The 25,918-nt window shown below is 58.8% G+C and carries 21 protein-coding genes; 17 read left to right on the top strand and 4 right to left on the bottom strand.

Annotated features, from left to right (window positions below; translation table 11 throughout):
* Nucleotides 1-88: 88 nt before the first annotated feature.
* The 6 genes from ACZ48V_RS06750 to ACZ48V_RS06725 all read left to right on the top strand — a co-directional run bounded on the left by ACZ48V_RS06750 (nt 89) and on the right by ACZ48V_RS06725 (nt 8,911).
* Complete coding sequence (locus ACZ48V_RS06750) at nt 89-1,408, top strand: hypothetical protein (protein ID WP_464542821.1); 1,320 nt, start codon at nt 89-91, stop codon at nt 1,406-1,408.
* Between the two features lie 166 nt (nt 1,409-1,574).
* On the top strand, nt 1,575-2,924 hold the full coding sequence (locus ACZ48V_RS06745) for a tetratricopeptide repeat protein (protein ID WP_464542819.1): 1,350 nt from the start codon (nt 1,575-1,577) through the stop codon (nt 2,922-2,924).
* Between the two features lie 269 nt (nt 2,925-3,193).
* The gene (gene eno / locus ACZ48V_RS06740; RefSeq protein WP_464542817.1) at nt 3,194-4,483 is read left to right on the top strand and encodes a phosphopyruvate hydratase; all 1,290 of its coding nucleotides are present in this window, start codon (nt 3,194-3,196) and stop codon (nt 4,481-4,483) included.
* 94 nt (nt 4,484-4,577) lie between these two features.
* A complete protein-coding gene (locus ACZ48V_RS06735) occupies nt 4,578-4,865 on the top strand; it encodes an FtsB family cell division protein (protein ID WP_464542815.1) in 288 nt (95 codons plus the stop codon).
* Between the two features lie 29 nt (nt 4,866-4,894).
* Nucleotides 4,895-5,860, top strand: coding sequence for an ROK family protein (locus ACZ48V_RS06730; protein WP_464542814.1), 966 nt, complete (start codon nt 4,895-4,897; stop codon nt 5,858-5,860).
* A gap of 84 nt (nt 5,861-5,944) precedes the next feature.
* Nucleotides 5,945-8,911, top strand: coding sequence for a putative LPS assembly protein LptD (locus tag ACZ48V_RS06725; RefSeq protein WP_464542813.1), 2,967 nt, complete (start codon nt 5,945-5,947; stop codon nt 8,909-8,911).
* Between the two features lie 125 nt (nt 8,912-9,036).
* On the opposite strand, the gene sucC is transcribed toward ACZ48V_RS06725, so the two are convergent.
* Nucleotides 9,037-10,221, bottom strand: coding sequence for an ADP-forming succinate--CoA ligase subunit beta (gene sucC / locus ACZ48V_RS06720; RefSeq protein WP_464542811.1), 1,185 nt, complete (start codon nt 10,219-10,221; stop codon nt 9,037-9,039).
* Nucleotides 10,222-10,379: 158 nt separating this feature from the next.
* On the opposite strand from sucC, the gene ACZ48V_RS06715 reads away from it, so the two are divergent.
* Nucleotides 10,380-11,465 carry an LptF/LptG family permease gene (locus tag ACZ48V_RS06715; RefSeq protein ID WP_464542810.1) on the top strand — a complete coding sequence of 362 codons (1,086 nt, stop codon included), beginning with the start codon at nt 10,380-10,382 and terminating at the stop codon, nt 11,463-11,465.
* Between the two features lie 148 nt (nt 11,466-11,613).
* Here ACZ48V_RS06715 and ACZ48V_RS06710 read toward each other — a convergent pair whose 3' ends face one another.
* Both ACZ48V_RS06710 and ACZ48V_RS06705 read right to left on the bottom strand, forming a co-directional pair.
* Nucleotides 11,614-11,952 (bottom strand): DUF3467 domain-containing protein, encoded by a 339-nt coding sequence (locus ACZ48V_RS06710; RefSeq protein ID WP_464542809.1) that lies wholly within the window; start codon nt 11,950-11,952, stop codon nt 11,614-11,616.
* An 81-nt stretch (nt 11,953-12,033) separates the two neighbouring features.
* A complete protein-coding gene (locus ACZ48V_RS06705; protein ID WP_464542808.1) occupies nt 12,034-13,443 on the bottom strand; it encodes a cystathionine beta-synthase in 1,410 nt (469 codons plus the stop codon).
* 474 nt (nt 13,444-13,917) lie between these two features.
* Here ACZ48V_RS06705 and ACZ48V_RS06700 point away from each other — a divergent pair, with 474 nt between their 5' ends.
* The 3 genes from ACZ48V_RS06700 to ansA all read left to right on the top strand — a co-directional run bounded on the left by ACZ48V_RS06700 (nt 13,918) and on the right by ansA (nt 19,704).
* Entirely contained in the window at nt 13,918-15,453 is a 1,536-nt protein-coding gene (locus ACZ48V_RS06700) for a hybrid sensor histidine kinase/response regulator (RefSeq protein ID WP_464542806.1), read from the top strand.
* A 243-nt stretch (nt 15,454-15,696) separates the two neighbouring features.
* Nucleotides 15,697-18,222, top strand: coding sequence for an endopeptidase La (gene lon / locus ACZ48V_RS06695; RefSeq protein WP_464542804.1), 2,526 nt, complete (start codon nt 15,697-15,699; stop codon nt 18,220-18,222).
* 393 nt (nt 18,223-18,615) lie between these two features.
* The gene (gene ansA, locus ACZ48V_RS06690) at nt 18,616-19,704 is read left to right on the top strand and encodes an asparaginase (protein ID WP_464542802.1); all 1,089 of its coding nucleotides are present in this window, start codon (nt 18,616-18,618) and stop codon (nt 19,702-19,704) included.
* Here ansA and ACZ48V_RS06685 read toward each other — a convergent pair.
* Nucleotides 19,695-20,018, bottom strand: coding sequence for a hypothetical protein (locus ACZ48V_RS06685; protein WP_464542800.1), 324 nt, complete (start codon nt 20,016-20,018; stop codon nt 19,695-19,697). The two genes, ansA and ACZ48V_RS06685, sit on opposite strands and share 10 nt — an antisense overlap.
* A 259-nt stretch (nt 20,019-20,277) precedes the next feature.
* On the opposite strand from ACZ48V_RS06685, the gene rsgA reads away from it, so the two are divergent.
* The 7 genes from rsgA to ACZ48V_RS06650 all read left to right on the top strand — a co-directional run bounded on the left by rsgA (nt 20,278) and on the right by ACZ48V_RS06650 (nt 25,910).
* Nucleotides 20,278-21,252: a ribosome small subunit-dependent GTPase A gene (gene rsgA / locus ACZ48V_RS06680; RefSeq protein ID WP_464542798.1), complete on the top strand. Its 975-nt coding sequence runs from the start codon at nt 20,278-20,280 to the stop codon at nt 21,250-21,252.
* A gap of 84 nt (nt 21,253-21,336) precedes the next feature.
* Complete coding sequence (locus ACZ48V_RS06675; RefSeq protein ID WP_464542797.1) at nt 21,337-21,936, top strand: pyridoxamine 5'-phosphate oxidase family protein; 600 nt, start codon at nt 21,337-21,339, stop codon at nt 21,934-21,936.
* 267 nt (nt 21,937-22,203) lie between these two features.
* A complete protein-coding gene (locus ACZ48V_RS06670) occupies nt 22,204-22,719 on the top strand; it encodes an RNA polymerase sigma factor (RefSeq protein WP_464542795.1) in 516 nt (171 codons plus the stop codon).
* The gene (locus ACZ48V_RS06665; RefSeq protein WP_464542794.1) at nt 22,706-23,344 is read left to right on the top strand and encodes a hypothetical protein; all 639 of its coding nucleotides are present in this window, start codon (nt 22,706-22,708) and stop codon (nt 23,342-23,344) included. The genes ACZ48V_RS06670 and ACZ48V_RS06665 overlap by 14 nt, the downstream gene beginning before the upstream one ends.
* Before the next feature lie 12 nt (nt 23,345-23,356).
* Nucleotides 23,357-23,941 carry a DUF4252 domain-containing protein gene (locus ACZ48V_RS06660; RefSeq protein WP_464542792.1) on the top strand — a complete coding sequence of 195 codons (585 nt, stop codon included), beginning with the start codon at nt 23,357-23,359 and terminating at the stop codon, nt 23,939-23,941.
* A 158-nt stretch (nt 23,942-24,099) separates the two neighbouring features.
* Complete coding sequence (locus ACZ48V_RS06655) at nt 24,100-25,470, top strand: tryptophanase (RefSeq protein ID WP_464542791.1); 1,371 nt, start codon at nt 24,100-24,102, stop codon at nt 25,468-25,470.
* Between the two features lie 152 nt (nt 25,471-25,622).
* Nucleotides 25,623-25,910 (top strand): hypothetical protein, encoded by a 288-nt coding sequence (locus tag ACZ48V_RS06650; RefSeq protein ID WP_464542789.1) that lies wholly within the window; start codon nt 25,623-25,625, stop codon nt 25,908-25,910.
* The last annotated feature ends 8 nt before the right edge of the window (nt 25,911-25,918 follow it).

Genomic DNA, 25,918 nt, shown 5'->3' with positions numbered 1-25,918 from the left:
ACTTAGACAGCACAATTGACCTCCACGCCCGCTGCGTGGAGCCATTCACCTGCATGGTCTGCACTTGCTTGATTCTCAACTGACTTTCATGACTCACTCTGTTCGAACGCTGTTGATTAGCGCCCTGGTTCTTATAGCCAGTACCCTGCCGGTATGGGGCCAGTCTGCCGGCGACGGGTCTATTTACTCTCGATTTGGCATTGGCGAACTTCAGGTCATCGCCTCGTCTCAGGCCGAGGCGATGGGCGGCCATGGCGTAGCGCTGCGCTCCCTCAACTACACGAACTTCAGCAATCCCGCTCTATGGAGCGACCAGGTGCTTACGCGTGCCTCGCTTGGGGCACGATTTCGTACCATTGAGTCCAGCACGAACACGGAAGACAGCCGCCTTACAGCAGGAACGTTCGACGGCGTCCAATTTAGCTTTCCTCTCGAACGCCAGAAGATAGGAGTAGCGTTTGGATTCGCTCCTGTATCTCGTTCTAACTTCCGCGTGATACAGCCCGGCACATCAGCGACAAGCCCTTTTCCTGATGAGTCTCTTGACTATGAGGTAGAGTTTCTTGGACGCGGCGGCCTTCACACCATTACGGGCGGAATGGGCTACCGCATCAACAGTGCTATTAGCATAGGCGCGAGTCTTGACTATCTGTTTGGCACCATTGAAAGCCGGCGCCGCACCTCGTTTGAGCGTACCGATTTCAGGGATGCTGTCGTTACGGACGGAATCCGTCTTTCAGCACTTACAGCCACGATCGGCAGCCACCTCACGCTAAACAACGTCCTCAACGACGATGACAACCTCATGGTGGGGGCTGCCTTTACGCTCCCCACCGAACTGTCGGGCACACGCACACGCACTACAGGAGAGAGTCTTGACCAAGACACGCTGAGTACAGCTTCAGGAGGCGCCTTGGATATGCCCTGGACGGCCAAAGTCGGCGTCGCCTATGCGCCCAGTGCTGCTCTTACCATTACAACAGAGGGCGTGTATGCTCCCTGGGGCAATGCCTCAAGCAGCCTTACAGCGACCGCTGGCGTGCCATTCAGTTTCCCGGAGGGCGGAACAGAGACACTCAACGACCGCTGGCGGGTCTCCTCGGGTCTGGAGTGGCGCCCGGCCGGAGACGATGCCTTCCGTGGGTTCCTGGCTCAGACCGCTTACCGCGTCGGGGTGTCTTATGAGCAGCTGTATACGTCGCCCACCGCCGAGACGTCCATAAACGCGGTTGAAGCTCGTTTGGGGATTAGCCTGCCTACCGCCATTTCTGGCACGCGGATTGATCTTACAGGAAGTGTAGGACGACAAGGTACAACCGACCAGGGCCTCGTGCGCGACACTTACTACGGCATTACGGCCCGCGTAAGTATCGGCGAACGCTGGTTTCAGCAGCGCAGGCTCAGGTAAGCTGCCTCTTTGAACGGCTGCACGTGCTCCCCAAGGCATCCCTGCGTTGCTGCACGAAGATCCCTTGACTCCACCGTGCGCTTCAGTTCGGCCTACGCACATGCACACACAATGTGCATAGTGTTCAACATTCTGTTACGTCCTGTTCAATAATGTATACACTCAAATGCACGCCACGATTAGCCCCAGGCTCTCCACCGCCCTCTTCGCTGTAGCAGTTATGCTTGCGGGAGCACTGCTCCCCCAGACGCTGTACGCGCAGAGCAATGACGCCGAAGGTCCAAGCGATATGGACATTCGCCGGGCGTACAGTCTCTATACCGAAGACTATAACAACGAAGAGTGGGAGAGCGCAGCGCCCAACCTGCGATGGATCTTGGAGCATGCGCCTACTGCTCCCTTCGACGATGACCGTAACTATCGCCGCGCTGTAGACCTGTACGCCGGCCTGGCTGAAAAGGCCAATGACGAATCTGAGCGGGCAGCTTACCTTGACTCAGCGGCCGTGATGCTGTCGGACGCCCCCAATAAGCTCGACGACAAAGGCATCGACTATAACATGTACCGGTGGGAGATGAACCGTGGGCGCTTTCTACAGCAGTACGGTTCGGAACTTGAAAACTCGTACGAGAACCTGGCTAATGCTCCGACTCACTACGAGCGTGCCTTCGAAATCGACCCGCAGCGTATCCAGACGTATTTCATTAATGAAATCATCGAAGAGTATGTTGAGCGCGGCGATCAGGGAGATGCTATTGCGTTCATGTCGCGTGCAGAAGAGCTCCGTGGAGACGACGAGGAGGTGATGTCGATCGTGAACCGTGAGCGCGATCGCATCTTCGACCGCAACCCCAATGAGCTGATCAGCTATCTTGAAGGCGTTGTGGAAGATGAACCAGAAAATGTAGAGGTCATCGCGCAGCTGTTTTCGCTGTACATTGAGCAAGGCCGCCTGGATGCAGCTAACGAGCTGGCCGAAGACTTAATGGCGATGGATCCTCCGGCTGAGATCTATGTTGCGATCGCGCAACTCTATCTCGAAGATGGTGAGCACCAGGATGCGTTCGATACGTTCGAAACCGCTGTCGAAAAAGGAGCCGAACTTACTGCCGAGGACTACCACAGCATGGGCCAAGCGCAAGAACGAATGGGGCAGCTTTCTAAAGCCCGCACCTACTTCCGCCGGGCCCTGGAGGTCGATGATTCGTTCGCACTGGCTCATGTATCGATCGGCGATATCTACGTGCAGGCCGTCTCTGAATGTGCAGGGAGCGAAATGGGCCGGTCCGACCGGGCCGTCTACTGGCTCGCGGTTGATCATTACGAGCGGGCCCAACGCGGCGGCGATCAGAGCGTAGCGAATAACGCCCGCAACAAAGCAAATACATATCGCGAGTACTTTCCGAGCACTGAGGATGTGTTTTACCGCGATGACTGGTCGCAGGGCGAAAGCACCCGGATCGATTCGGGGTGCTACTCATGGATTAACGAAAGCACGACCGTGCGCACGCGGTAAACGCCTCCGCTCCCTCAACGCAGCGTGATCCGCATAGCCCCATGCGGCTTTATCACCGTAGCATAGAAGGGTCAGCGGCAGGTCCGCTGGCCTTTCTTTTGTTTGTATAGGTTGACTTGGCTATCCCCCACGTCTTCCTTCTTATTCGTCTGTTGTTATCCTTTTTTCGTAATCAGGAAACCACTCTTTCTTGTTATTTGCGCTGCTACTGCCGTTCTTTATAACTGAGGTCTGCTCACAAAACTATTTTAACCAACCCCTCTACCACTATGGCGACCATTCAGCGCATTATAGCTCGCGAAGTTCTCGACAGCCGGGGTAACCCCACGGTCGAAGTAGACGTGATCACAGACAAAGGGGTGCGCGGGCGAGCCGCTGTTCCAAGTGGAGCCTCAACGGGTGTGCATGAAGCCGTTGAGTTACGCGATGACGACCCGAATCGGTATGTCGGAAAAGGCGTGCAGCAGGCAGTGGAAAACGTCAATACCGAGATCGCCGCCCAATTAAAGGATCATCCCGTTGCAGATCAGCACGGCATTGACGCTGTCCTGCTTGACCTAGACGGCACCGATAACAAGTCAAATCTTGGCGCCAATGCCATTCTCGGCGTATCACTGGCTACCGCAAAAGCCGCGGCTCAGACGCACTCGCTACCGCTGTATCGTTACCTTGGGGGCGCACTGGCCAAACGCATGCCGGTGCCACTTATGAACATTTTGAATGGGGGGCACCACGCCGACAATACCGTGGATATGCAGGAGTTTATGGTTGTCCCTATCGGAGCAACCAGCTTCGCTGAGGGGCTGCGCATGGGTGTCGAGGTTTTCCATACGCTCAAAAACGTGCTCTCCGAGAATGGCTATAGCACCGCCGTAGGCGATGAAGGCGGATTCGCCCCTGCCCTTGGATCCAATGAAGAGGCCATCGAGCGGGTCATTGAGGCGATCGAGGCTGCTGGGTATGAAGCTGGCACGGACCTCGCCATCGCCCTCGATCCGGCCACCGCCGAGATGTATGAAGACGGCCAGTACGTCTTCTGGAAAAGCGATCCCGATAATCCGCGTAGCTCTGCGGAAATGGTCGCCTACTGGGCCGACTGGGTCGAACGCTACCCCATCATCTCGATTGAGGATGCAATGGATGAAGATGACTGGGCCGGCTGGAAGCAGCTAACCGATGCGGTTGGCGATCGCGTGCAGCTCGTTGGCGACGACCTGTTTGTGACCAATACTACGCGCCTGCAGCGCGGCATTGACGAGGGCGCAGCCAACTCGATTTTGATTAAGCCCAACCAGATCGGCACCCTCACCGAAACGGTGAATGCCATCAACCTTGCCCACGAGAACGGGTTCACGAGCGTGGTCAGCCACCGCTCAGGGGAGACCGAAGACACGACCATCGCCGATCTGGCTGTAGCACTGGGTACCGGCCAGATCAAGACCGGATCGGCCAGCCGAAGCGACCGGCTCGCCAAGTATAACCAGCTGCTTCGCATTGAAGAGAGTCTCGGTGCAGCAGCTGAATATCCCGGGAAAGGTGCCTTCACCCGCGCTGCATAGCCGCGCCGGATAGCCGCGCTGCTATGCTATCCAGCTGTATGCCTGCGCACGCGTGGCGCTCTGTTCACTGCTTTATCGCTCATGGTCTCTTGCCATGTTGCTTTCTCTACCACGACGCACTATTCTACGCTGGACTGCGGTGCTGGTGCTTGCGTTCGGCCTTATATGGGTCTTCTTTTTGGATACGCACAGCATCATGCATCGCGTTGAGCTACACCAGCAGCACCAGGAGGTGCGTGCAGAGAACGAGCGCCTGCGCATCCAGATCGAAAATCTTCGCGAGCAGCTGGAAGACCCGCTCTCTGACGAGACGATCGAGCGCATCGCTCGCGAGGAGTATGGCATGCAGTACCCCGACGAAACCGTGCATCGAATCGAGTAGCCCCGCCTCCACACCTACCATCCGTCTACATGAGCACGCACGCAATCGGCATCGACCTTGGCGGAACCAATATCAAAGCCGGACTGGTCGAAAAGCGCCACGGCCTTGTTGAACAGCGGTCGCGCCCTACCGAGGCCGAACGCGGTCCTACGCACGTGCTCGATACCATCGCGGAGCTAACCGCGAGCCTCTCAGACGACCATGACGCTGCGCCTATAGGTATTGGCATTGGCTCTCCCGGCGCCATTAACCTTGATCGCACCACAGTCAGTCATCCCCCCAACCTGCCGGGTTGGAACGTAATCGATCTACGCGAGGAACTGGCTACTCGAACTGGGCTTTCGCGCATTGTCGTGGAAAACGATGCCAACGTAGCCGGACTTGGCTGTGCTCACTATGGCGCAGGAGCCGCTTACGACTCGTTTCTGATGGTTACCCTTGGCACCGGCGTGGGTGGTGCGATCATCCACCAGAACAAGATATTTCGTGGAAGCACCGGCGGCGCAGGGGAGGTTGGACACATGACCATTGACTACGAAGGCCCCCTGGCGAACTCCGGCGTGGGCGGCGCCCTCGAAGCGTACCTCGGACAGCAATTCCTGTCGCAGCACGCCCGTATGCGGCTACGCAACCATCCCGACAGCCTCGTCTATACCCTCACCGACGGCGACCTGAGCGCGCTGTCGCCACGCACCCTGCATGAGGCGGCCACACAGGGCGACACCGCCGCAATCGACATCCTCGCCTGGGCCGGACATAAGCTCGGGTGTGGGCTTGGAAGCGCCGTAAACTTGCTTGACATCCGCGTCATCATTGTAGGCGGCGGCGTGTCAAAGGCTGGCGATTTTCTGCTGGATCCGGCGCGCAAGTCCCTTATGAAGTACGTCGCACCCGGACTCCGAGACGGCCTTCGCATTGAGCGAGAACGCCTCGGCAACGAGGTCGGCCTCTTGGGGGCCGCCCGTCTTGCATTCGATGCTTCACCAATGTCGTAATACTCCGCTTCGCATCTCCCGACCTCCCCCTTCTGTAGGCGGACTGAACCCGCTGCTGTATTTGCGCTCTCACGAAAAGCAATCATGACTCACCGGTGTCCGCAACAATGGAATTGGATAGCTGCGGGGCTGCTCTGGGTCTGGATAGGATGCGGAGCGCTGCTTGCAACAGCCGCATTCGCCACAGACGCCACAAAACAAAACATCTCCTTTGGTACAACCGCCAGCGCTGCGCCTCCCAATGTGATCGCGGATACGCTGGACGCGGATACCACCGCCTCCGATCCGTTGCCTGACGCTGACGCGTTGCCTGACACCACACAGGCCACGGATGCGGAGCTACCCGAAGATGCCCTTGCTCCTGCTGGCGAGGCAGCGCCGTCGCAGGAACGCCCGGAAGCGCGCGAGGGAGCCCTGGATGCCCCTATCGAGCTGGCGGCTCGCGACTCGCTTATCCTATCGTTTGACGACCCCGACGGCGACACTGGCACCTTGCATGGCGAAGCGTCGGCTACGTACCAAGAGAACGTGCTGCAGGCCCAGACCATCCGCTACCTGTTTGCGAGCGATGAGATGCATGCCTCGGGCCCCCCGTCGGATACGGCCCGCACGCCGTTTCCCGTGTTCGACCGGGGCGACGGCGATGAGTTTTCTGGCGAGTCGCTTGCCTTCAACCTCCGCACGCAGCGTGGCCGCATCACACAGGCCCGCACTTCTGAGGCCGAGGGGTTTATTGAGGGAGGCGTGATCAAGCGATATGAAGAGGGAACGTCGTTTGTGCAGCGCGGCAGCTACACAACCGACCAGCGCCCCCCTGGCGTCACGCCATCGTACTCGCTTCGCTCCGACCGGATGAAGCTCGTTAACGAACGATGGGTCTATACCGGACCCATTCAGCTCTACATCTTCAATATTCCAACGCCGCTCTGGCTTCCTTTCGGCATCGTCCCCTACACCGAAGGACGGCGTAGCGGTCCGCTCCCTCCCACGTATGGAGAAGATCGGCGCGGATTTTATCTGCGCGATTTTGGGTGGTATTTCGCCATGAACGAGTTTACTGATCTCACGGTCCGCGGGGGCGTGTGGTCGGGCGGAAGCTTTGAGATCAGTCCCCGATTCCGCTACAACCGCCGCTACCACTACGACGGCAGCCTGAACCTGAACGTACTGTTTGAACGCATCGGCCAGCCAGAAGACCCCGACTTTCAGAGCTCGGTCGAGGGTACCCTGCGCTGGAGCCACAACCAGGACCTGAACCCGACCTCCTCCATTCGGGGGCGCGTTAACCTGGTTACATCGTCCGACTTTGTCCGCGAGAACACGACAAACTTCAACGACGCCGTTCGGCAGGAAGTGTCGTCTAACATCCGCTATCAGAAGCGCTGGCAGGGCAGCGGCCGCCAGATCTCAGTGCAAGCCAATCAGCGCCAGAACCTCAACTCGGGCGACACTCGGCTCACGCTCCCCGACGTCTCGTTTAACCAGCGAAGCTTCAAACCCTTCGAGCGCGACCGCGTGGGGCGCGACGAAGCCTGGTACGAACGCATTACCACCAGCTACACTGGATCGCTCAGCAATGAGTTTGTCTACCGTCCGACTGAGGAGACCGATATCGAATGGTATGAGGCGTTCGTATCCCCCAGTGCGTATCGTGAGGGACACAGCGACCCCGACCGGACCGATCCGTTTGACATTGAAGCCAGCCACCGCATCCCGGTCAACGCAACGTTTCGGATCAACCAGTACAACCTGAGCATCAACCCGAATGTCAGCTACCGTTCAGAATGGGTTTTGCGTACGCAGCGTAAGGAGCTTGTTGTTGACACGCTCGATACCGATGAGACGGCGCCGGGCGTGGGCACGCCCGTAGAAACGCGTGTGGAGCGCAGCACCGAATCCGGATTTGCTGCACTCCATGACTTTTCGACGGGCGTAAGCATGAGCACCGAGTTTTTTGGGCTCTTTCCTGTACGCGTAGGATCGTTCCGTGGCCTGCGTCACCGCGTGCAACCTTCGATCTCCTACAGCTACCAACCCGACTTCAACAACCCGTTTTGGGGACGAACGCGCACCTATATTGCAGACCTTGACGGCACGGAGCAGCGCTACGATATCTTTACCGGGCGCGACGTGCGCGGAAGTACGGAGCAACAGAACATCAGCTTCAGTGTAAACAATCAGTTTGAGACAAAGCGGGTACGGGTGGATACGACCGGAGCTACCCAGGAGAACACGATTCAGCTACTCCGGCTCAACGCCTCGTCGTCGTACAACCTCGCGGCCGACTCGCTCAACCTGAGCGACATTCGACTTACGGCACGCACCCGTGTTAGCGACTACAACATCAACCTGCGCTCCACCTTTTCGCCCTATCAGTTTACCAATGTCTCTGACGACCCCGACCGAGAGCAATTTTCGGTCATCGACCAATATATGATTTCGAATAGCTTACTCACGCCGCTGCGTCTCACGCAATTCAACGCGTCGTTCAGCGGGCAGCTTCGGGGCGGTGGCGGCGATCGCCAGCAGGGAAGGAGCCCCCAACAGACGGCAAGCCGTCAGCGGCAGGGTGGGCCGACGCCCGACCAGCGCAGTCCGGTAGACGGCACGACCCCGCCCCGTCCAGATATGACGGCGCCGGGGCGCGTAGACTTTGCGCTGCCCTGGTCGCTACGCTTCGACTTCACGTACAACATGAGCCGTCGCTTTCGTGAGGCCAATCACCGCGCCTCTGTAAACGGCACGTTCGACTTTCGTCTGACGCCCAAGTGGCAGATCAGTGGACGTAGTGGGTTCGACATCGTGGAGACCGAGATCACGACCACGCAGCTCTCGATCTATCGCGACCTGGGCGCCTGGGAGATGTCGTTCTCGTGGGCTCCATTTGGGCGCCTGCAGTCCTACAGCTTCAGTCTCAACGTAAAAGGCGGGCAGCTGCGCAACCTGCTACAGCTGAACGTACCCCGTAACGAAGCGGGGGGCCGTCTGGGCGGCGCAGCCGGCGGACTGCTTGATGGCGGGGGCGGGCGTGGAGGCGGCAGCCTCTTTTAGATCCTGTATCCCCGGTCTTGTGTCCGGATGTACCTGAGCAAACGCCCAACAAAAAAGCGCCTACCCCTCTGCGAGCGGTAGGCGCGTATCGTTGTAGGCCGATTGAAAGCCTGTTTGAGGACCCGTTAGGCCACGTTTGCCTCTTTGAGCGCCTGCGTTACTTTGTCGGCCGCCTCTTTCAGCAGCACCGCTGAACGCAGTTCCAGCCCGCTTTCATCGAGAAGCTCTTTGCCCTCTTCAGCGTTTGTGCCTTGCAGACGTACGATGAGCGGCACATCCAGGTCGATGTTCTGTGCTGCCTGAATTACGCCCTTCGCAACGCGGTCGCAGCGCACAATCCCCCCGAAGATATTGACGAGGATGGCTTCCACATTTGGATCTTTCAGAATGATACGGAACCCTGCTTCAACCGTCTCGGCATTGGCTGTGCCCCCTACGTCAAGGAAGTTAGCAGGCTCGCCCCCGGCCAGCTTGATGATGTCCATCGTTGCCATAGCAAGGCCTGCACCGTTCACCATGCACCCTACGTTGCCGTCAAGCTTGATGTAGCTGAGCCCGTGCTCGCTGGCCTCAACCTCGGTTGGGTCTTCTTCATGGATGTCGCGCAGCGCTTCCAGGTCGGGGTGCCGATAGAGCGCGTTGTCGTCGAGGTTGATTTTGGCATCAACCGCCGCAATGTCTCCGCTTCCGGTTAGCACAAGCGGATTGATCTCGGCAATGGTGCTATCGGTGGCTTCAAACGCCTCATAGAGCGCCATGATAAAGCGCACCGCCTGCTTGAGCGCGGGGCCTTCAAGCCCAAGCCCAAACGCGAGCCGTCGCGCCTGAAACGGACGCAGCCCAATAACCGGATCGATCCATGCCTTGATGATCTTCTCAGGCGTCTCTTCGGCGACCGTCTCAATCTCGACGCCGCCCTCGCTGGAGACCATGATGACGTTCTGACTTTTGGCCCGGTCGAGCGTAACGCCAACATAGAACTCTTGCTCGATGTCGACCGCGTCGGCGATCAAGATCTTACGCACTTTCTGGCCGTCGGGGCCTGTCTGGTGCGTAACGAGATTCATGCCCAGAATAGCCTCGGCATGTTCTTCGACCTCATCGATCGAGCGCGCCAGCTTCACGCCGCCACCCTTACCACGCCCACCGGCGTGAATCTGGGCCTTGACGACAAACATGGACGCCCCGTCGCTCTGCAGCTGCTTGGCAGCTGCGACAGCATCGTCGACGGTATTCGCCACAATGCCGGTCTGCATCGACACGCCGTGGTCGCTTAAAATTTCTTTCGCTTGGTACTCGTGGACTTTCATGGGAGGTTGCGCGGTTGCGTGAACAGTTGGTCCGATCCATAAGTAAACAGAACCGTTGCAAAGAAGCGAACGCTACAGCGCAGGTACGTCCAGTTTTCGCAATCTGCTCACGGATGCCTGTCTGTGGTAGCTTTACTGATCTTGAATAGGTGCAGACTGTGACTCGGTTTGACTGGCATATTGTAGCGCGCGTGCTCAAGGGATTTGTTCTCTTCGTAGCTGCACTCATTGTCTTCTTTATCGTCCTGCACTGGGTTGAGTACAACGACGACTTTATCGACCGGGGCGCTGACATGCGCGACGTGTTTCTCATCTACTACCCAGCCTATACTCCTGAGATTATACGGCTTACGTCGCCGCTTGCCATCTTCCTGGCTTGCATTTACGTAACCGGCAGGCTCGCTCAAGAGGTGCAGCTCGTTGCGCTGCAAACGTCGGGGGTTTCGCTGTACCGGCTGATGCGTCCGTACGTGTTGGTCGGCACCTTCCTTACAATCCTCATGTTTGGGTTTAACGGTTGGATCGTGCCCCGCGCGAACGAGATTGTGGTGGAGTACGACAATGAATATTTGCATCCAGAACGCCAGACGATCGAGGTGAGCGAGATCCACCGCCAGAATGACCCGTTGAGCATCGTCTCGGTGGGCTACTACGATGCGAACGAGCAGCGCGGGCATCACGTGTCGTTGCAGCAGTTCAATGAAGAGCAGCAGCTTGTAAGGCGGTTCGATGCCGACCGCATGGAATGGGTCGACTCGCTTGCTGTATGGCGTATGGTCGGCGTGCAGGAACGGGCCTTCTCAGTAGACCGCCCCATGCAGCATACCTATCGGTCACGCATGGACACAACACTGCAGGTGCTGCCCCGTGACCTGGCACGCACGGCTCGGGATGTGGAGGCTATGACCGTTACCGAAGCGCGCTATTACCTCGAATCACTTCAGCGATCCGGTGCCGGACAGCTCGGTAGGCCGCTGGTTGCCTATCACGACAAATATGCCTACCCAATGGCCAACCTCATTCTCGTGCTCATCGCTGTCCCCCTGGCTGCCGTTCGGCATCGGGGTGGACAGGCCGTCCGGTTCGGGGTTGGGCTACTGGTAGCGCTGCTCTACCTGGCCGCCCAGAAGCTCACAGAGCCGTTTGGGTACGCAGGCACCGTTGAACCCTGGATTACGGCCTGGGTGCCGCATCTGCTGTTCGCTATTGTAGCGTTGCTGCTCCTGATCCAGGCACGCAAGTAATCGGCCGCCTCATCCGGATACAGCCTCGTACAGACGCGAACGCCCCGTATCCGTAGGGGATACGGGGCGCAGTCATTTATAAACGATTGTAGACAGCTGAACAAACTGTTTCAGGGCGTCATCTGGAGCAGGAAACGCGTTATGCCTCTCATGCCTTGCCACGGAACCCACCGAAGTTCATCGGCGGTGCGCCTCCTTCTCCCTCATCCTGATTCGGCTCGGCGATCGCACCGTGTGCATCCTCATAGCGCTGAATGTTCTCTTTCAGCGCACCCAACAGCCGCTTGGCATGCTGCGGAGTTACAATAATGCGGCTCTTTACGCGCGCTTTCTTGACCCCCGGCACGACCCGGATGAAGTCCAGAATAAACTCCTCAGGAGAATGCGCAATCATGACAAGGTTGGCATAGGTACCTTCGGCCTCCTCCTTGGTCAGCTCGATGTTCATTTCGGAGTCGCCGTCGGCGTTTGGATTGAAAGTAGCCATGGTGTCGGAAAGCCTATATGGAAAAAAGAGTAGTATGCCCTCTGGGACCTCCTGAATCCCTGTGGGATTAACCTTGTGGGATTAAGAGGCGCCATTGCTATTAGCGTGGGCCAGTGCACCGATGAGATCACTTTTCGTGATAACCGAGTAGGCCCCTTCAGAAGCATCGGTTTCGACAAGAACCGCTCCGGCCCCGCTCTCCAGGTAGCTTGACAGATGCTCTAGATGTAGCGATGTGGGCACGACTGGAAGGGGATCGCCCATCACATTCTCCACAGCTTCGTTGCGCGCATCTGGTGAGGTAATCAGTTCATTCAGGATCTGCGTCTCGGTGATGCTTCCCACAACCTCATTTTCTTCATTGAGCACGGGCATCTGCGAGATCCCTTTCTCTGTCATCCGCTCGATTACGGATCCAAGCGTATCCTCGGGCGACGCAGCGATGACTGCCTCTCCCGCAGGGCGACGCTTAAGCACATGTTCAACCGTCACGTTGGTACGGCTTTCCATGAAGCCATGGCTTCGCATCCACTCGTCGTTGTAGGTCTTGGAGAGGTAGCGGAAACCGGAGTCGGGCAGCAGTACCACAACAACATCGTCTTCGGTGAGCGTGGCTTTGTGGTCGTGTAGCCACTGGAGCGCCCCGGCCATCGCCATGCCACAGGACTGCCCGATGAAGAGCCCTTCTTCTCGGGCCAAGCGCCGCGTCATCTGCATCGTTGTTTTATCGTCAACGCGCACGAAGTCGTCTACCACGTCGAAATCCATGTTCTCAGGAAGGATGTCTTCCCCGACCCCTTCTGTGACATACGGGTAGATCTCATCGTGGTCAAAAACGCCCTCGTGGAAGTACTTGTAGAAGACCGATCCATACGGGTCTACGCCAACAACCGTGACGTCTTCATTCTGCTCTTTCAGGTAGCGCCCGGTACCCGAGATGGTACCTCCGGTGCCAGCGCCTGCAATGAAGTGGGTAATCTGTCCTTCTGTCTGCTCCCACAGTTCGGGGCCCGTGGTTTCAATGTGAGCCTGCGTGTTTGAGTCGTTGTCGTACTGATTCAGGTAGATCGAATTCGGAATCTCCTCAGCCAGCCGTCGCGCCGTTGAGTAGTAGGAGCGTGGATCGTCAGGCTCCACGTTTGTAGGGCAGACCAGTACCTCAGCGCCAAGCGCCCGCAGTACGTCCACCTTTTCCTGGCTCTGCTTGTCAGTGGTCGTGAAGATGCACCGGTATCCTTTTGCAATTGCGGCAATGGCGAGTCCGGCCCCGGTATTCCCACTGGTGCCCTCAATAATCGTCCCCCCAGGCTCGATGAGCCCTTTCTCTTCGGCATCTTCAACCATTGAGATGCCAATCCGATCTTTCACAGAGCCCCCTGGGTTGAAGAACTCAACTTTAGCAAGTACGGTACAGGGCACCCCCTCTGCCAACCGGTTGATGCGCACCAACGGGGTGTTGCCAACGGTTCCAAGAACGCTATCGTGCCACATGGTCGTGTAGGGGGGTCAGTAGGTAAGCATAAGGATTGTCCTGTTTCCCGCTGTGAAGTACAGGGCGCGGTACAAAGTACCGTACAGGCATTGCACGTCGTGCGTATCTCTCAGAAACGCCCGCAAGCCAGAATACGCAAAGCGCTTCCATCTGCATTGTGTAGGATAGAGACTCACGCACGTGTAAAGTACATAGGGTTGTATCGAAGTGCTGCCATTCCGTTTCTTGGAAATGCTGTGCGGTACGCGTTTGTGCTACGCACCTGGTCTTTACGTGCATATCACACCACGCGTGCACATTTCATGCGTTTGCACGTAGCATTAACCTCTTGCTGAGGAGTTCTGCTATCTGACCGTAGCTACAGTAACGTTCGTGAACAGGCTTCGCGAAGGGTATGCCTGTACGTTTCGCGTCTGGTGTGTTATGTTACTTCTGCTTCTTTGCCTCTACCTCCCCCCTGCTCCGTTTACACCATGAATCCAGAACTGCTGGTAGCCACCTGGTCGCTTCCTGCTGACAATCAACCCGGCACCGATCATACGATCACCCACTGCAACGAGGCCTGGCGTCACGTAATGGGCCCGATGCGCTCGCCCTGGGGGCGGCTCAGCGAAGAGGACCAGCTTCGGGCCCGCGACGCGCTTCAGGAAGCCGCGTCGGGCGGACTCGTTACCGGTCTGCTTGTAGATGCGCACACCCCCGATCGTGACGAGCCCCTTCCAATTCTGCTCAACGCGATTCCCGTCCGCATCGCGTCGTCTCCTCAGACGCGCACCGCATACGTCGGCGCCCTTACCGTTACGGGCGAGGTGCTTGCTGAACCCTCAAGTTGGGTGCCTTCCCAGACCAAGCGGCATCGTATGGAGACGCTTGGACGCATGACGATGGGGGTAGCCCACGACCTCAACAACCTGCTTAGCGGGCTGATGGGCCATCTTGAGCTCGTTCAAGAGGCAAACGTGCTGCACCGTCTCCCAGAAGAAGAACGCAAGTCGCTCGACACGGTACATCGCGCAGCGCAAGACGGGGCCTCACTCATCCAGAAGCTGCAGCGCTACATCCGCGACGACACGGAGATGCACACTGAAACGCTCAGTATTGAGGCGCTCATTGACGATTGCCTCATGCTAACGCGGCCGTACTGGCGTAACGAGCCGCGTCGCAAGGGCATCCAGATCGACGTGCAGCGCAACTACGAAGATACCCCGCCCATCAGAGGCGTGGCCTCTGAACTTCGCGAGGTGCTCGTCAACCTCATCCTCAATGCCGTGCACGCGATGCCCGAGGGCGGCACGCTCCGCATCCGTAGTTACACGTGCTCGCATCCTCATGACAGGGCCGAAACCCAGAAGGAGCCTCCAAAGGAGGAATCAGATCAAGAGCCTCAGTACGTAGGTGTCGACGTGTCAGACACCGGGGTTGGCATGGATGAATCAGTGCAAGCCCGCATTTTTGAGCCCCTGTTTACGACGAAAGGGGAAGAAGGAACCGGATTGGGGTTGTCAGCCACCTATAGCATCATGCAAGAGCATAACGGATCGATTTCCGTTGAAAGCGTCCCAAAAGAGGGCAGCACGTTTTCCTTGCATTTCCCTTGCGCAGACCGTCGCGAGGACGCTCCTTCCAAAAACAATTCTTCCGAGTCGGAAGGCGAAGAGACCGCCTACTCGATTCTGATTGTCGACGACGACCCAATGGTCCGGCGCACAATCGAAAAACTGCTCTCCTACCAGGGGCATACCGTTACCTCCGTCGATTCAGCCCATGCTGCGCTTGAGTATCTTGCCTCGACGCGGGTCGACCTGATCTTTACTGACTTTGGCATGCCCGAAACAAACGGCGCCGAGCTGGCTGAGCGGGTGCACAACTCGTATCCTGCCATACCCATTGTCTTGCTTTCAGGATACACCGACACGACGCCCGCCCTGCCGCATGTCGACCATGTCGTCACTAAACCTTTTACGACACGCGACCTCAAAACTGCCATCTCGTCTGTTATCGACGATTAACCCGCACCAACCGCAACGCAAGAGCCACGTCTGTCTGTCAGCCTGTCGCGATTCAGGCTTCTGCCTATCATGGTCTGGTGTTTGTGGTCTAAGGTAGTTCGATAGCAATAGCAGACATGCCTGCCTCCCTCAGGTATCATAATTGATCATAATTGATTTTACGGCAATGCCCAGTGGGGGCGGCAGCGTGCGCTGTGTAGTGTAGCTGTGTAGTGTATTTTCTCGTTCATCGGCCAACCTTCTATGACAGAACTCGACCTGAGTGATCTGTTCTCTATGGATGCTGAGGACAGCGGTCCTGAGCAGCGCATTCCGCTCCCCACTCCCGATGAGGAGGTGGAGATGAGCAATGCCGACATTCCAGATGACCTTCCCATTCTGGCACTCCGCAACACCGTGCTCTTCCCAGGCGTGGTCTTGCCGATCACGGTTGGGCGCGACACATCGCTGAAGCTGGTACGCGAGGCCTTCGAAGCCGATCGCCTGATCGGCGTAGTTGCACAGCGCGAAAGCAATGTAGAAGACCCCGCCCCCGGCGATCTGTTTGAAGTCGGTACCGTTGCGGAGATCCTGAAGCTCATCAAGATGCCCGACGGGTCGAAGTCGATCGTCATTCAAGGCAAACGGCGCATCCAGATCGAGGCGTACACGCAGGTCGACCCTTATTTTCGGGCCACGGTCGGCGCCATAGATGAGGAAAAAGCCGACGACGATCTCGAAATCCAGGCGCTCATCCACTCTATCAAGGAACTCGCCGTACAGATCGTAAACAAGTCGCCAAACCTGCCCAGCGAAGCAGCCGAAGCGATTGAAAACATCGAGTCGCCTACGTTTCTCGTGCACTTTATTGCCTCTAACCTGCAGGTCGAGGTCGAGCGCAAGCAGGATATCCTGTCGACACGATCGGTCACAGAGCGCGCCAACAAGGTGCTCGATCAGCTGAACGAAGAACTGCAGGTGCTCGAGCTCTCAGAAGAGATCCGCTCGCGCGTGAAAACGGATGTCGACGAGCAGCAGCGCGAGTACCTGCTGCGCCAGCAGATGAAGGCGATCCAAGAGGAGCTCGGCGAAGGAGCCGGCGATAGCGAAGTGGAAGAACTTCGCCGGCGCGCCCGCGAGAAGGAGCTGCCCGAAGAGGCCCGCGAACAGCTCGACAAGCAGCTGCAGCGCCTCTCGCGCACCAATCCCGCGGCGCCCGACTATGCCGTGACGCGCAACTACATCGACTGGATTCTGGATCTGCCCTGGCTTGAGTACTCCGACGACCAACTCGACATCGACCGGGCCGAAGAGATCCTCAACGAAGATCACTATGGCCTTGAGGACGTGAAGGAGCGCATCCTGGAGTACCTGGCGGTCTTGAAGCTCAAAGGAGATATGAAAGCGCCGATCCTCTGCCTGCACGGGCCGCCCGGCGTAGGTAAGACCAGCCTCGGCAAGAGCGTGGCACGGGCTGTCGGGCGCAAGTTTGTGCGTATGAGCTTGGGCGGCGTGCGCGACGAGGCCGAAATTCGAGGCCACCGCCGTACCTATGTGGGAGCACTGCCCGGACGCATCCTGCAGGGCCTGAAGAAGGCGGGTACCAACAACCCCGTACTCATGCTCGATGAGGTCGACAAGCTCGACAGCGGCTTTCGCGGCGATCCTTCCAGCGCGCTGCTCGAAGTGCTCGACCCCGAACAGAATGACAATTTCAACGACCACTACCTGGAGCTCGATTACGACCTCTCGAAGGTGCTCTTCATTGCGACCGCCAATTACGTGGAGCAGATCCCCGCTCCGCTGCGCGATCGCATGGAGATGATCGAGATCAACGGCTACACGCAGAACGAGAAGCTGCAGATCGCCAAGCAGTACCTCTTGCCCCGCCAGATCGAGGAAAATGGACTGACCGACGAACAGCTCGGCTTCTCCGATGAGACGCTCATGGAGCTGATCGATGGCTACACGCGCGAGTCGGGCGTACGCCAGCTGGAACGCACCATCGGCTCTATCGCGCGCGGCGTCGTCAAGAAGGTGGCCACCCAGGAAATCGAGTCAACCACCATTACCCCCGACGATATCGAGGGCTACATCGGCGCGCGCAAGTACTTCTCGGATGTCGCGGAGCGTACCGAAGTACCGGGCGTAGCAACCGGACTGGCCTGGACGCCCACGGGCGGCGATATTCTGTTTATTGAATCTTCGCTCTCGCGTGGGTCGGGGCGCATGATCCTGACCGGCCAGCTTGGCGACGTAATGAAAGAGTCGGCTCAGGCCGCGCTCTCATACGTAAAAGCTCACTCCGACGAGCTCGGAATTCCACAAGAGGCCTTCCGGTACTGGGACGTCCACGTACACATCCCGGCCGGAGCGGTCCCGAAAGACGGACCCTCAGCCGGCACCTCCATTCTGGCTTCTCTGGTATCGGCCTTCACGCAGCGGCGCGTAAAGCATACCGTGGCCATGACTGGCGAAATCACACTGCGCGGTCTTGCGCTCCCGGTAGGCGGCATCAAAGAGAAGGTGCTCGCTGCAAAACGGGCTGGCATCGAGCGGGTGGTCCTTCCCAAGAAAAACGAGAAGGACGTCAAAGAGATCAGCGACGAAGCCCTTGAGGGCATCGAGGTCACCTACGTAGAACGCGTAGACCCCGTCATCGATACCGTGCTTGAAGACGAATCGGTTGTCGACCCTGCTGAGTTCTTCGCGGTGCCCGATGCCGAGAAGAAGCTGCACGCCGGCACGACCAACGGCGCCTCCAACGACGACCCGGTTGTGGTGCGGTAGCTACCCACACCAGCCATCTGTAGCAGAGCACTTGGTGGACCTACCTGTTAGGCATGCAGGGGGATGCGGTACGCTGCGCCTCGCTGCATGCCGTTTTGCATCGGTGCATGCGCTACGCAGCCCCGCGTACCCGGCTCTTCTATGCACACCCGTCGCAGTTCGCAGGCTCACGTCACGCGCTGCGCGTGTTCTTCCTGAACACCTGCACGCCGTGAGGACATCGTTCGGGAGCAGCGTTTGGATGCGCTATTTGGATGCGCTATTTGGGGATACAGCGTGTGGATGCATCTTTACCGCACGCTTTTTATGTTACCTATATTACCATCCTGCTTGCATATTGCAGGTGGAAGCGCTTTGTCTTCCTGATTTTTATGTACATACGCTTTCTCTACCATGGCTGAAACGCCTCGTATCTTCGTTGCACACACCGGTGGCACCATCGGGATGGCCCGGTACGAATCGGGCGCATACGATACCCGCCGCGGTCACCTGCAGGCCCAGATCGAGGCGCGAGGTGCATTTGAGGGCGATGACGTTCCCACATACGACATCTACGAGTTCGACCCGCTGCTCGACAGCGCCAACATGACGCCCGCGCACTGGCTCAAGATCGCAACTACGATCCGTGACCACTACACCGACTACGACGGCTTTCTGGTGGTGCACGGCACCGACACCATGGCGTTTTCGGCGGCAGCGCTCTCGTTCATGCTGGCTCCGCTCGACAAGCCGGTACTGTTCACCGGATCGCAGATCCCCCTCGCTGAAACCCGTACCGATGCACAGAGCAACCTGCTTACATCGCTGCTCATTCTGGGCAAGCACCACGCACGGCTGAGCGGCGTATTTGTCTTTTTCAACGACCGCCTCTTGCGCGGCACGCGAGCTACCAAAGTCAATGCCGACTCCTTCGCCGCTTTTGCCTCGCCCAACTTTCCGCCTGTAGGCACCGTTGGCATCAACGTGGAGATCGACTGGACGCTTGTGCCAGAGCCGGCTCCTGAGCGGCGCGTGCCCAGCGTTACCGCCCTCGGCGACGCCACCGTGGCAGCTTTTCGGGTGTTTCCGGGGCTGGAGGCCACCTACCTCTCTAATGTGCTCGCCCCACCGGTGCAGGGGGTTGTACTGGAGTGCTACGGCTCGGGCAACGCCCCTCATGCCAACACAGCTTTTATGGATGCGCTGCGGGCCGCCAGCGAACGCGGGGTCGTCCTCGTCGACGTTACGCAGCCGCTGCACGGCACGGCCGACCTGGGCCTCTACGCTACCGGACACGCGCTCGCCAACGTGGGTGTGGTGAGCGGCTACGACATGACTACCGAGGCAGCCCTCGCCAAGCTCTACTATCTCTTCGAGCAGGGCCATTCCCCCGAACGCGTGCGCACGCTCATGCAGCGCAACCTGCGGGGCGAGCTGACACCGCCCGATGAGGTGCCGCCCCAGCTCGGACGCACACGCCGACGCTTGGCCGGCTATCGCTGAGTATGAGATTCGCTGGTGGACGTGTCGGGCCGTGCGTCTGGTTCGTCTCGTGTGCCTGACGTATCCTCGGCCTCGTCGAGAATGACTGCATCGTCAACGTTAGGGTCGAGTCCCTCGTAGAACGCTTTCGTAGAGCGCCTGGCAATGGCGGATGCGCGGCACTGCACGGCCTCGGTAGCGCGGCGCGACAGCCGGTGCAGCATACCGCCCGCGTAGACAGCCTGTCCGAGCCAGTTCAGCTGCTCGTGGCGGCGCTCAGGCGCGTCAGAAGGCGTAGATTCGCGATGCGAAGAGGAGGTAGAGTCTGCTGACATGCGTACCGCTCTCGGGGTCTGGTAGGAATGGGGGATAGAGGCTGTGCCTGCATCGTATACAGACGCCACGGGCATAGGTGCCCGCTGGCAATCGCCGCGCCGGCGCTCCGCATCCCCCTGTGTTATTTCGTGGTAGGCGCGTGATGGTAGTCTCGCGTTGGTCGCGTGTTGCTACGTTGTCGGGCCCCGTGGATCTGCACGGCGGGCGGAGCTTTGAACATGTCTGAAATCGCTTTCTTTCTTGCAGGGCCCCGTTTCTATGAGTAGTTCCCCCACGTACGAGGGGCGCGTGTTGCGCTCCACCGGCAGCTGGTACGAGGTGCAGGTCGACCCGGCAGATGATCCTGACATGCCCAGCGTCGTTGCCTCGCGCATTCGCGGCAAATTTCGGCTTGATGAGACCGACGTAACCAATCCGGTAGCGGTGGGCGACCGGGTGACGATCCGCTACAACGAGGATGACGAAACGGGGATGATCATCGACATTCATGAGCGGCAGAACCGCCTGAGCCGGCGGGCAGCGGGGCGACGCGTGAACCAAGAGCACATCATTGTGTCGAACATCGATCGGGCCTGGGCAGTGCAAGCTGTGCAGCAGCCGCCTCTGAACCCAGCATTCGTGGATCGCTTTCTGGTGATGGCCGGCGTGCACGACATCCCGGCTGGCCTCGTTATTAACAAGATGGACCTGATGGATGCTGATCAGGAAGCGAAGGTCGCCGACATAGTGGCCCGCTATGAGGCGCTCGACTATCCGGTCTACTGCACCAGCGCAACCGCTCAGGCCGGTGTCGAGGACTGGCACGCGGCGCTTCGCGACCAGGTGAACGTTGTGACGGGCCCCTCGGGCGCTGGCAAGTCGAGCCTGATCAACGCGATTGCTCCGGACCTGGACATCGAGACGAAGTCGATTAGCGAGCAGACGCAGAAGGGGCGCCACACCACCACTTTTGCCGCGCTACATCCGCTGCCCGATGGCGGACATATCGTGGATACGCCGGGGGTGCGCGAGTTTGGCATTGTGGAGATGCATCCCGCCGATCTGTGCCACTTCTTTGTGGAGTTTGTGCCGTACCTCGATGCCTGCAAGTTTGACGACTGTACGCACGACCATGAGCCCGGCTGTGCCGTTAAGAATGCCGTAGATGAAGGGGCAATTCACCCGGCACGCTATGAGAGCTACCTGAGCATTCTGTACTCCCTGCAAGACGGGATGGAAGGCACCGGGCGGTAGTCCAAAGCAGGCCGGTTGTTTGTTCCGGTATGCCCCTCGCCCGGATGCTTCAACATACGCTTTGTTTCTGTCTTTCTCTTTGCTATGGCCCGTTTTTCTGATCTTGAGTCCCTCCTCAACCATATCTGGACCTATGTCGAGACGGGGGCGCATGACCGTTCACATCCCTTCTACACGCCCACCCTGGCTACTGCGCTTGCGGCTCCCAACCTGCGCACCGTGGTGCTGCGAAAGGCAAGTCGCGCCGACCGCATGCTGGCCTTTCACTCCGACCGCCGCTCTCAGAAGATCGGTGAGATTCGCGGCAACGAGCGCATCGCCTGGCACCACTGGAATGCAGATACTGCAGAGCAGCTGCGGCTAAAGGGCACTGCGACCGTGCATACCGACGACGGCGTGGCGGATGCGCTCTGGGCTGATGCAACGCCCCGCCAGCGCGCGATCTACGTGAAACCAACCGCTCCCAACACGCCGGTTGATGCCCCTGCATCGGGCATTGCTCCCAACGTGCAGGAAGCCGACACTCCTTCTCAAGACGACGTGCGCAACGGGCGCCGCTACTTCGCTGCCGTACGTACAGTGATCGATGAGATCACGTGGCTGCACCTGCACCCCGAAGGCCATTACCGCGCTCGCTTCCGCTGGACCGACAGCGCCTGGCAAGGGAGTTGGGTTATTCCGTAGCGTCCCCACGCTGCGTATCGACCTGCGTATCGGCCCCATGCATAGACCATACCCATGGACCAACCTATGAACCGGTATGAACCGGTGCACGCTCAACAGATCGGTTTGCAGGGTACTGCCGAACTGTCTTTTGCCTCCGGACTGCTTCTTTCAACGCATGTTTACACCTCTGTGTAACATTGCGCTGCTGCTATGCGTGGTGTGGGTGAATCGACGAGATGCTCTCGCCCTGCCGGCTTCCGCCCTCATTACTCACCCAGCTGTTTTGTGGACGCCTTTACGGAAAACGTAAACCAGTATCAGGATCGCATCTATGGTTTTGCGTGCTCCTACCTGAAGGATGACGCTGCGGCCAAAGATGTCACGCAAGACGTGTTCATCCGGTACTGGAACCATTATGACGAGGTCGACGACGACCGCGCCATCGCCTGGCTAATGCGGGTGACGCGCAACGCGTGCATCGACCTACTGCGCAAGCGCCAGACCCGTCGCAAGTCAGTCACGGTCAACTCAGAGAACCTGCACCGGGCCCCCGATGACGAAGCCAACCCGCATGCCGATGCCGAAGCGACCGACTTTGAGACCCGCGTAGACGCGGCACTCGCCGAGATCGACGAGCCGTACCGCAGCGTGGTTACGATGCGAGAGATCCAAAACATGAAGTACAAAGAAATCAGCGACGCGCTGGACATGCCCATTAACACGGTGAAAGTGTATATCCACCGCGGCCGCAAGAAACTCCGTCACGAACTCGCCGAAGTGCTCGATTATGAACCGACCTAATGCTCCGCTACCGCCTGATGATTGGATGGACGAGCGCGTGGAGGCGTACGTAGACGACACGCTTCCGCCTGATGAGGCCATGCGGTTCTCTGCTGCTCTCGACGCCTCGCCGCACTGGCGCGCGCAGGTAAGGCATGCCGGGCGCATCCACCAGACATTAGAGACGACAGAACTTCCTGCGTGTCCGCCTGCCTGCACAGAAGCGATTCTGGATCAGACCGTACGCGCTACGTCGGCCCGTGCTGCGCGGGCAGGGCAGGAGTCGTCGCAGGACGCCTCGGTCTCCTGGCTCGACCGCGTGGCCCGGGCGCTTGATGCGCTTTCGCAGCCGGCGTATAGCAGCATGGCCGCTACAGCGATCGGTGCGTTGCTCGTTGCTGCCCTAGCCTGGGTGCTCCTGGCCGAGCCGTTTACCACGAGCACGGAGCACGCGCCTGTTGCCGACGCGCCCATCGAAGCCCCCTACACCGATGCCGATGTGGCTCAAGCCCAGGCCGATGCCGAATGGGTGCTGGCTTATATCTCCGATGTAAGCCAGGAGGCAGGCACCCGCGCCGAGCGCGAGATGGAACGTGCCTTCCGGCCTCTCCGTGACGCCTCCTCTTCCTCGCCAGATACCCCCTAACCCTGCTTTCCCATGCGCACCCTCCGTTTTGCCACCCTCTTTGTGGCCGTCCTGATTGGCGCTATGGCGCTCTGGACTCCTCATGAAGGGCACGCCCAGTCTCCTCCCGTGAGCGATGACCCCGGCTATGTTGACCTGAATCAATTTGCAGAAGCGCTCGACATGCGCCCAAACATTGAAGTCAATATCCAGGGCGCCCTCCTCGACATGGTGAGCAGCCGTGCCGAGCGCCAAAACAGCGATGCCGGACGGCTCATGCAGAACTTGCGCTCCATTCAGGTGCGCGGGTTCCCCATCGCCGATGCGTCTCCCGCCGACTACGAGGCCCACTTCGACCGATTCACAGACGACCTGAAAAGCGAAGGGTGGGAGCAGGTTGTATTCGTGCGCGAAGACGACCAGCGCGTGTCTATGCTGATGCGTCATCACGACGACGCTGTGGCTGGACTCACCGTTATGGTGAGCGATCCTTCTGACGCGCGCCTGCTCTTCATCAACATCGTGGGAAACATCCAGCCCGATGAGCTCGACACCATTATGGGCGGCTCCGGACTCGACATGGGCGAGGTTGCGTCGCCTTCCGACGATAACTCATGAACTGGCCTCTGCCTCTTACTGACACGCCTTACAGCATCGCACACAGAACGACCGCTCTTGCGAGGAAGCGGTCGTTTTGCGTTTTGTGTAACGTTTTCGTTCTATGGGGAGTCCCCACGCGCCCGCCGTTTCTCTTCGTCAAGCCATGTTACCCTGTCATGGACACTATTATCGAGCCATTCCGCATCAAGTCGGTCGAGCCTATTCGTCTCACCACGCGCGAGGAGCGCACCGCCCTGATTCAGGATGCCCACTATAACCTATTCAACCTCGACGGCGACGATGTCATCATCGATCTGCTTACCGATTCGGGCACCGCAGCCATGAGCGCAGCGCAGTGGGGCGGGCTCATGCAGGGCGATGAGAGCTACGCGGGCTCCTCATCGTACTACCGATTCGAGCGCGCCGTACAAAACCTGATGCCCTTCGAGCATGTCATCCCCACCCACCAGGGCCGAGCAGCCGAACGCATCCTCATGGGTATCGTGGCAGATGAAAACGCCATCATCCCCAACAATACGCACTTTGATACGACGCGCGCAAACATCGAAGCGACCGGCGCCGATGCTGTCGATCTTGTCATTGAGGAGGGCCACGACCCGGCCAACCTGCATCCGTTCAAGGGCAACATGGACGTAGATCGCTTAAAGGCCCTGCTGGATGAGGAAGCCCCGCGCATCCCTCTGGTGATGCTTACAATAACCAACAATTCAGGGGGCGGACAGCCCGTGTCGCTGGCCAACATCAAAGCAGTGAAGGCCGTCTGCGATGCTTACGACACACCGCTCTTTATGGATGCGTGCCGGTTTGCCGAGAACGCGTACTTTATCAAGATGCGCGAAGATGGATACGCCGACTGGTCCGTCCCCGACATTGTGCGCGAGATGTTTGCCTATACCGATGGCATGACCATGAGCGCGAAAAAGGATGCGCTCGTCAATATCGGCGGATGGCTCGCGCTCAACGACGACATCTGGGCCGAGGAAGCACGCAACCAGCTGATTCTTACGGAGGGCTTTCCGACATACGGCGGGCTCGCCGGGCGCGACCTGGAGGCGATTGCACAGGGTCTGAAGGAGATCGTGCGCGAGGACTACCTGGCCTACCGTATGGCCTCGACGCGCTACCTGGGCGAAGCGCTCACTGACCTGGGCGTGCCGGTCGTGCAGCCCATTGGCGGACACGCCGTCTATGTGGATGCAGACGCACTGCTCCCGCACCTCCCGCCGCTTCAGTACCCCGGTCAGTCTCTCGCCGTAGCGCTCTACCTTACCGGCGGCATTCGGGGGTGCGAAATCGGGTCGGTGATGTTTGGGCGCCAGCCCGACGGTTCTGAGGAGCCCGCTTCCATGGAGCTGGTGCGCCTGGCGATTCCCCGGCGGGTCTACACGCAATCGCACGTCGACTACGTCATCGAGTGCTTTGAGGACATCGTAGAGCGCGCTGACACGCTCCCAGGCTATGCCATTACGCACGAGCCAAAACGCCTGCGCCACTTCACCGCACACTTCGAGCCCATCGCTGCGTAGCATCAGGCGCCGCCTTGCGTGTGCGCTGCTTTTCCCTTCGCGTTCATGTTCGCGGTTCAGACGTAACGTTTACATGCTGGAGGTGTCATGCTACTGCCCTGCTTTGCCAATACCGATCTTCGCTCCCACACGCACACACCACCCTTCTCACCATGCCTGAACGACGCTTCGACGATGACTTCACTCCCGGAGATGCCTCCGAACCGGAGAACGATGAGCTGCACGAGCTTCGCGTAGAGGTGCGCGCCTTGCGCATGCGCCTTCGCGAGATAGAGAAGGAGACGGGCGCCCGCGTACCCGATACCATGCTCATCGACAAGAGCTTCCTGAAACGCTCGTTTGCCGTATTCGGACACCACCTCGTGGCAAATATCATTATCAGCATCATCATCGGTATTCCGATCTTCCTGATATTTGTCTTGATCGGCCTATCGCTTTAACACTCCCC

It is taken from the genome of Longimonas haloalkaliphila (assembly GCF_055379825.1).
Note: the sequence above shows the minus strand (reverse complement) of the source record. Positions and strands in the feature narration are given on the sequence as shown.

Coding starts and splice junctions, on each gene's coding strand:
- sucC (WP_464542811.1), bottom strand. CDS start 10,221: ATGAAAGTCCACGAGTACCAAGCGAAAGAAATTTTAAGCGACCACGGC.
- ACZ48V_RS06730 (WP_464542814.1), top strand. CDS start 4,895: ATGAGCACGCACGCAATCGGCATCGACCTTGGCGGAACCAATATCAAA.
- rsgA (WP_464542798.1), top strand. CDS start 20,278: ATGAGTAGTTCCCCCACGTACGAGGGGCGCGTGTTGCGCTCCACCGGC.
- ACZ48V_RS06710 (WP_464542809.1), bottom strand. CDS start 11,952: ATGGCTACTTTCAATCCAAACGCCGACGGCGACTCCGAAATGAACATC.
- ACZ48V_RS06650 (WP_464542789.1), top strand. CDS start 25,623: ATGCCTGAACGACGCTTCGACGATGACTTCACTCCCGGAGATGCCTCC.
- ACZ48V_RS06685 (WP_464542800.1), bottom strand. CDS start 20,018: ATGTCAGCAGACTCTACCTCCTCTTCGCATCGCGAATCTACGCCTTCT.
- ACZ48V_RS06750 (WP_464542821.1), top strand. CDS start 89: ATGACTCACTCTGTTCGAACGCTGTTGATTAGCGCCCTGGTTCTTATA.
- ACZ48V_RS06700 (WP_464542806.1), top strand. CDS start 13,918: ATGAATCCAGAACTGCTGGTAGCCACCTGGTCGCTTCCTGCTGACAAT.
- ACZ48V_RS06675 (WP_464542797.1), top strand. CDS start 21,337: ATGGCCCGTTTTTCTGATCTTGAGTCCCTCCTCAACCATATCTGGACC.
- eno (WP_464542817.1), top strand. CDS start 3,194: ATGGCGACCATTCAGCGCATTATAGCTCGCGAAGTTCTCGACAGCCGG.
- ACZ48V_RS06725 (WP_464542813.1), top strand. CDS start 5,945: ATGACTCACCGGTGTCCGCAACAATGGAATTGGATAGCTGCGGGGCTG.
- ACZ48V_RS06665 (WP_464542794.1), top strand. CDS start 22,706: ATGAACCGACCTAATGCTCCGCTACCGCCTGATGATTGGATGGACGAG.
- ACZ48V_RS06705 (WP_464542808.1), bottom strand. CDS start 13,443: ATGTGGCACGATAGCGTTCTTGGAACCGTTGGCAACACCCCGTTGGTG.
- ansA (WP_464542802.1), top strand. CDS start 18,616: ATGGCTGAAACGCCTCGTATCTTCGTTGCACACACCGGTGGCACCATC.
- ACZ48V_RS06660 (WP_464542792.1), top strand. CDS start 23,357: ATGCGCACCCTCCGTTTTGCCACCCTCTTTGTGGCCGTCCTGATTGGC.
- ACZ48V_RS06655 (WP_464542791.1), top strand. CDS start 24,100: ATGGACACTATTATCGAGCCATTCCGCATCAAGTCGGTCGAGCCTATT.
- ACZ48V_RS06745 (WP_464542819.1), top strand. CDS start 1,575: ATGCACGCCACGATTAGCCCCAGGCTCTCCACCGCCCTCTTCGCTGTA.
- lon (WP_464542804.1), top strand. CDS start 15,697: ATGACAGAACTCGACCTGAGTGATCTGTTCTCTATGGATGCTGAGGAC.
- ACZ48V_RS06735 (WP_464542815.1), top strand. CDS start 4,578: ATGTTGCTTTCTCTACCACGACGCACTATTCTACGCTGGACTGCGGTG.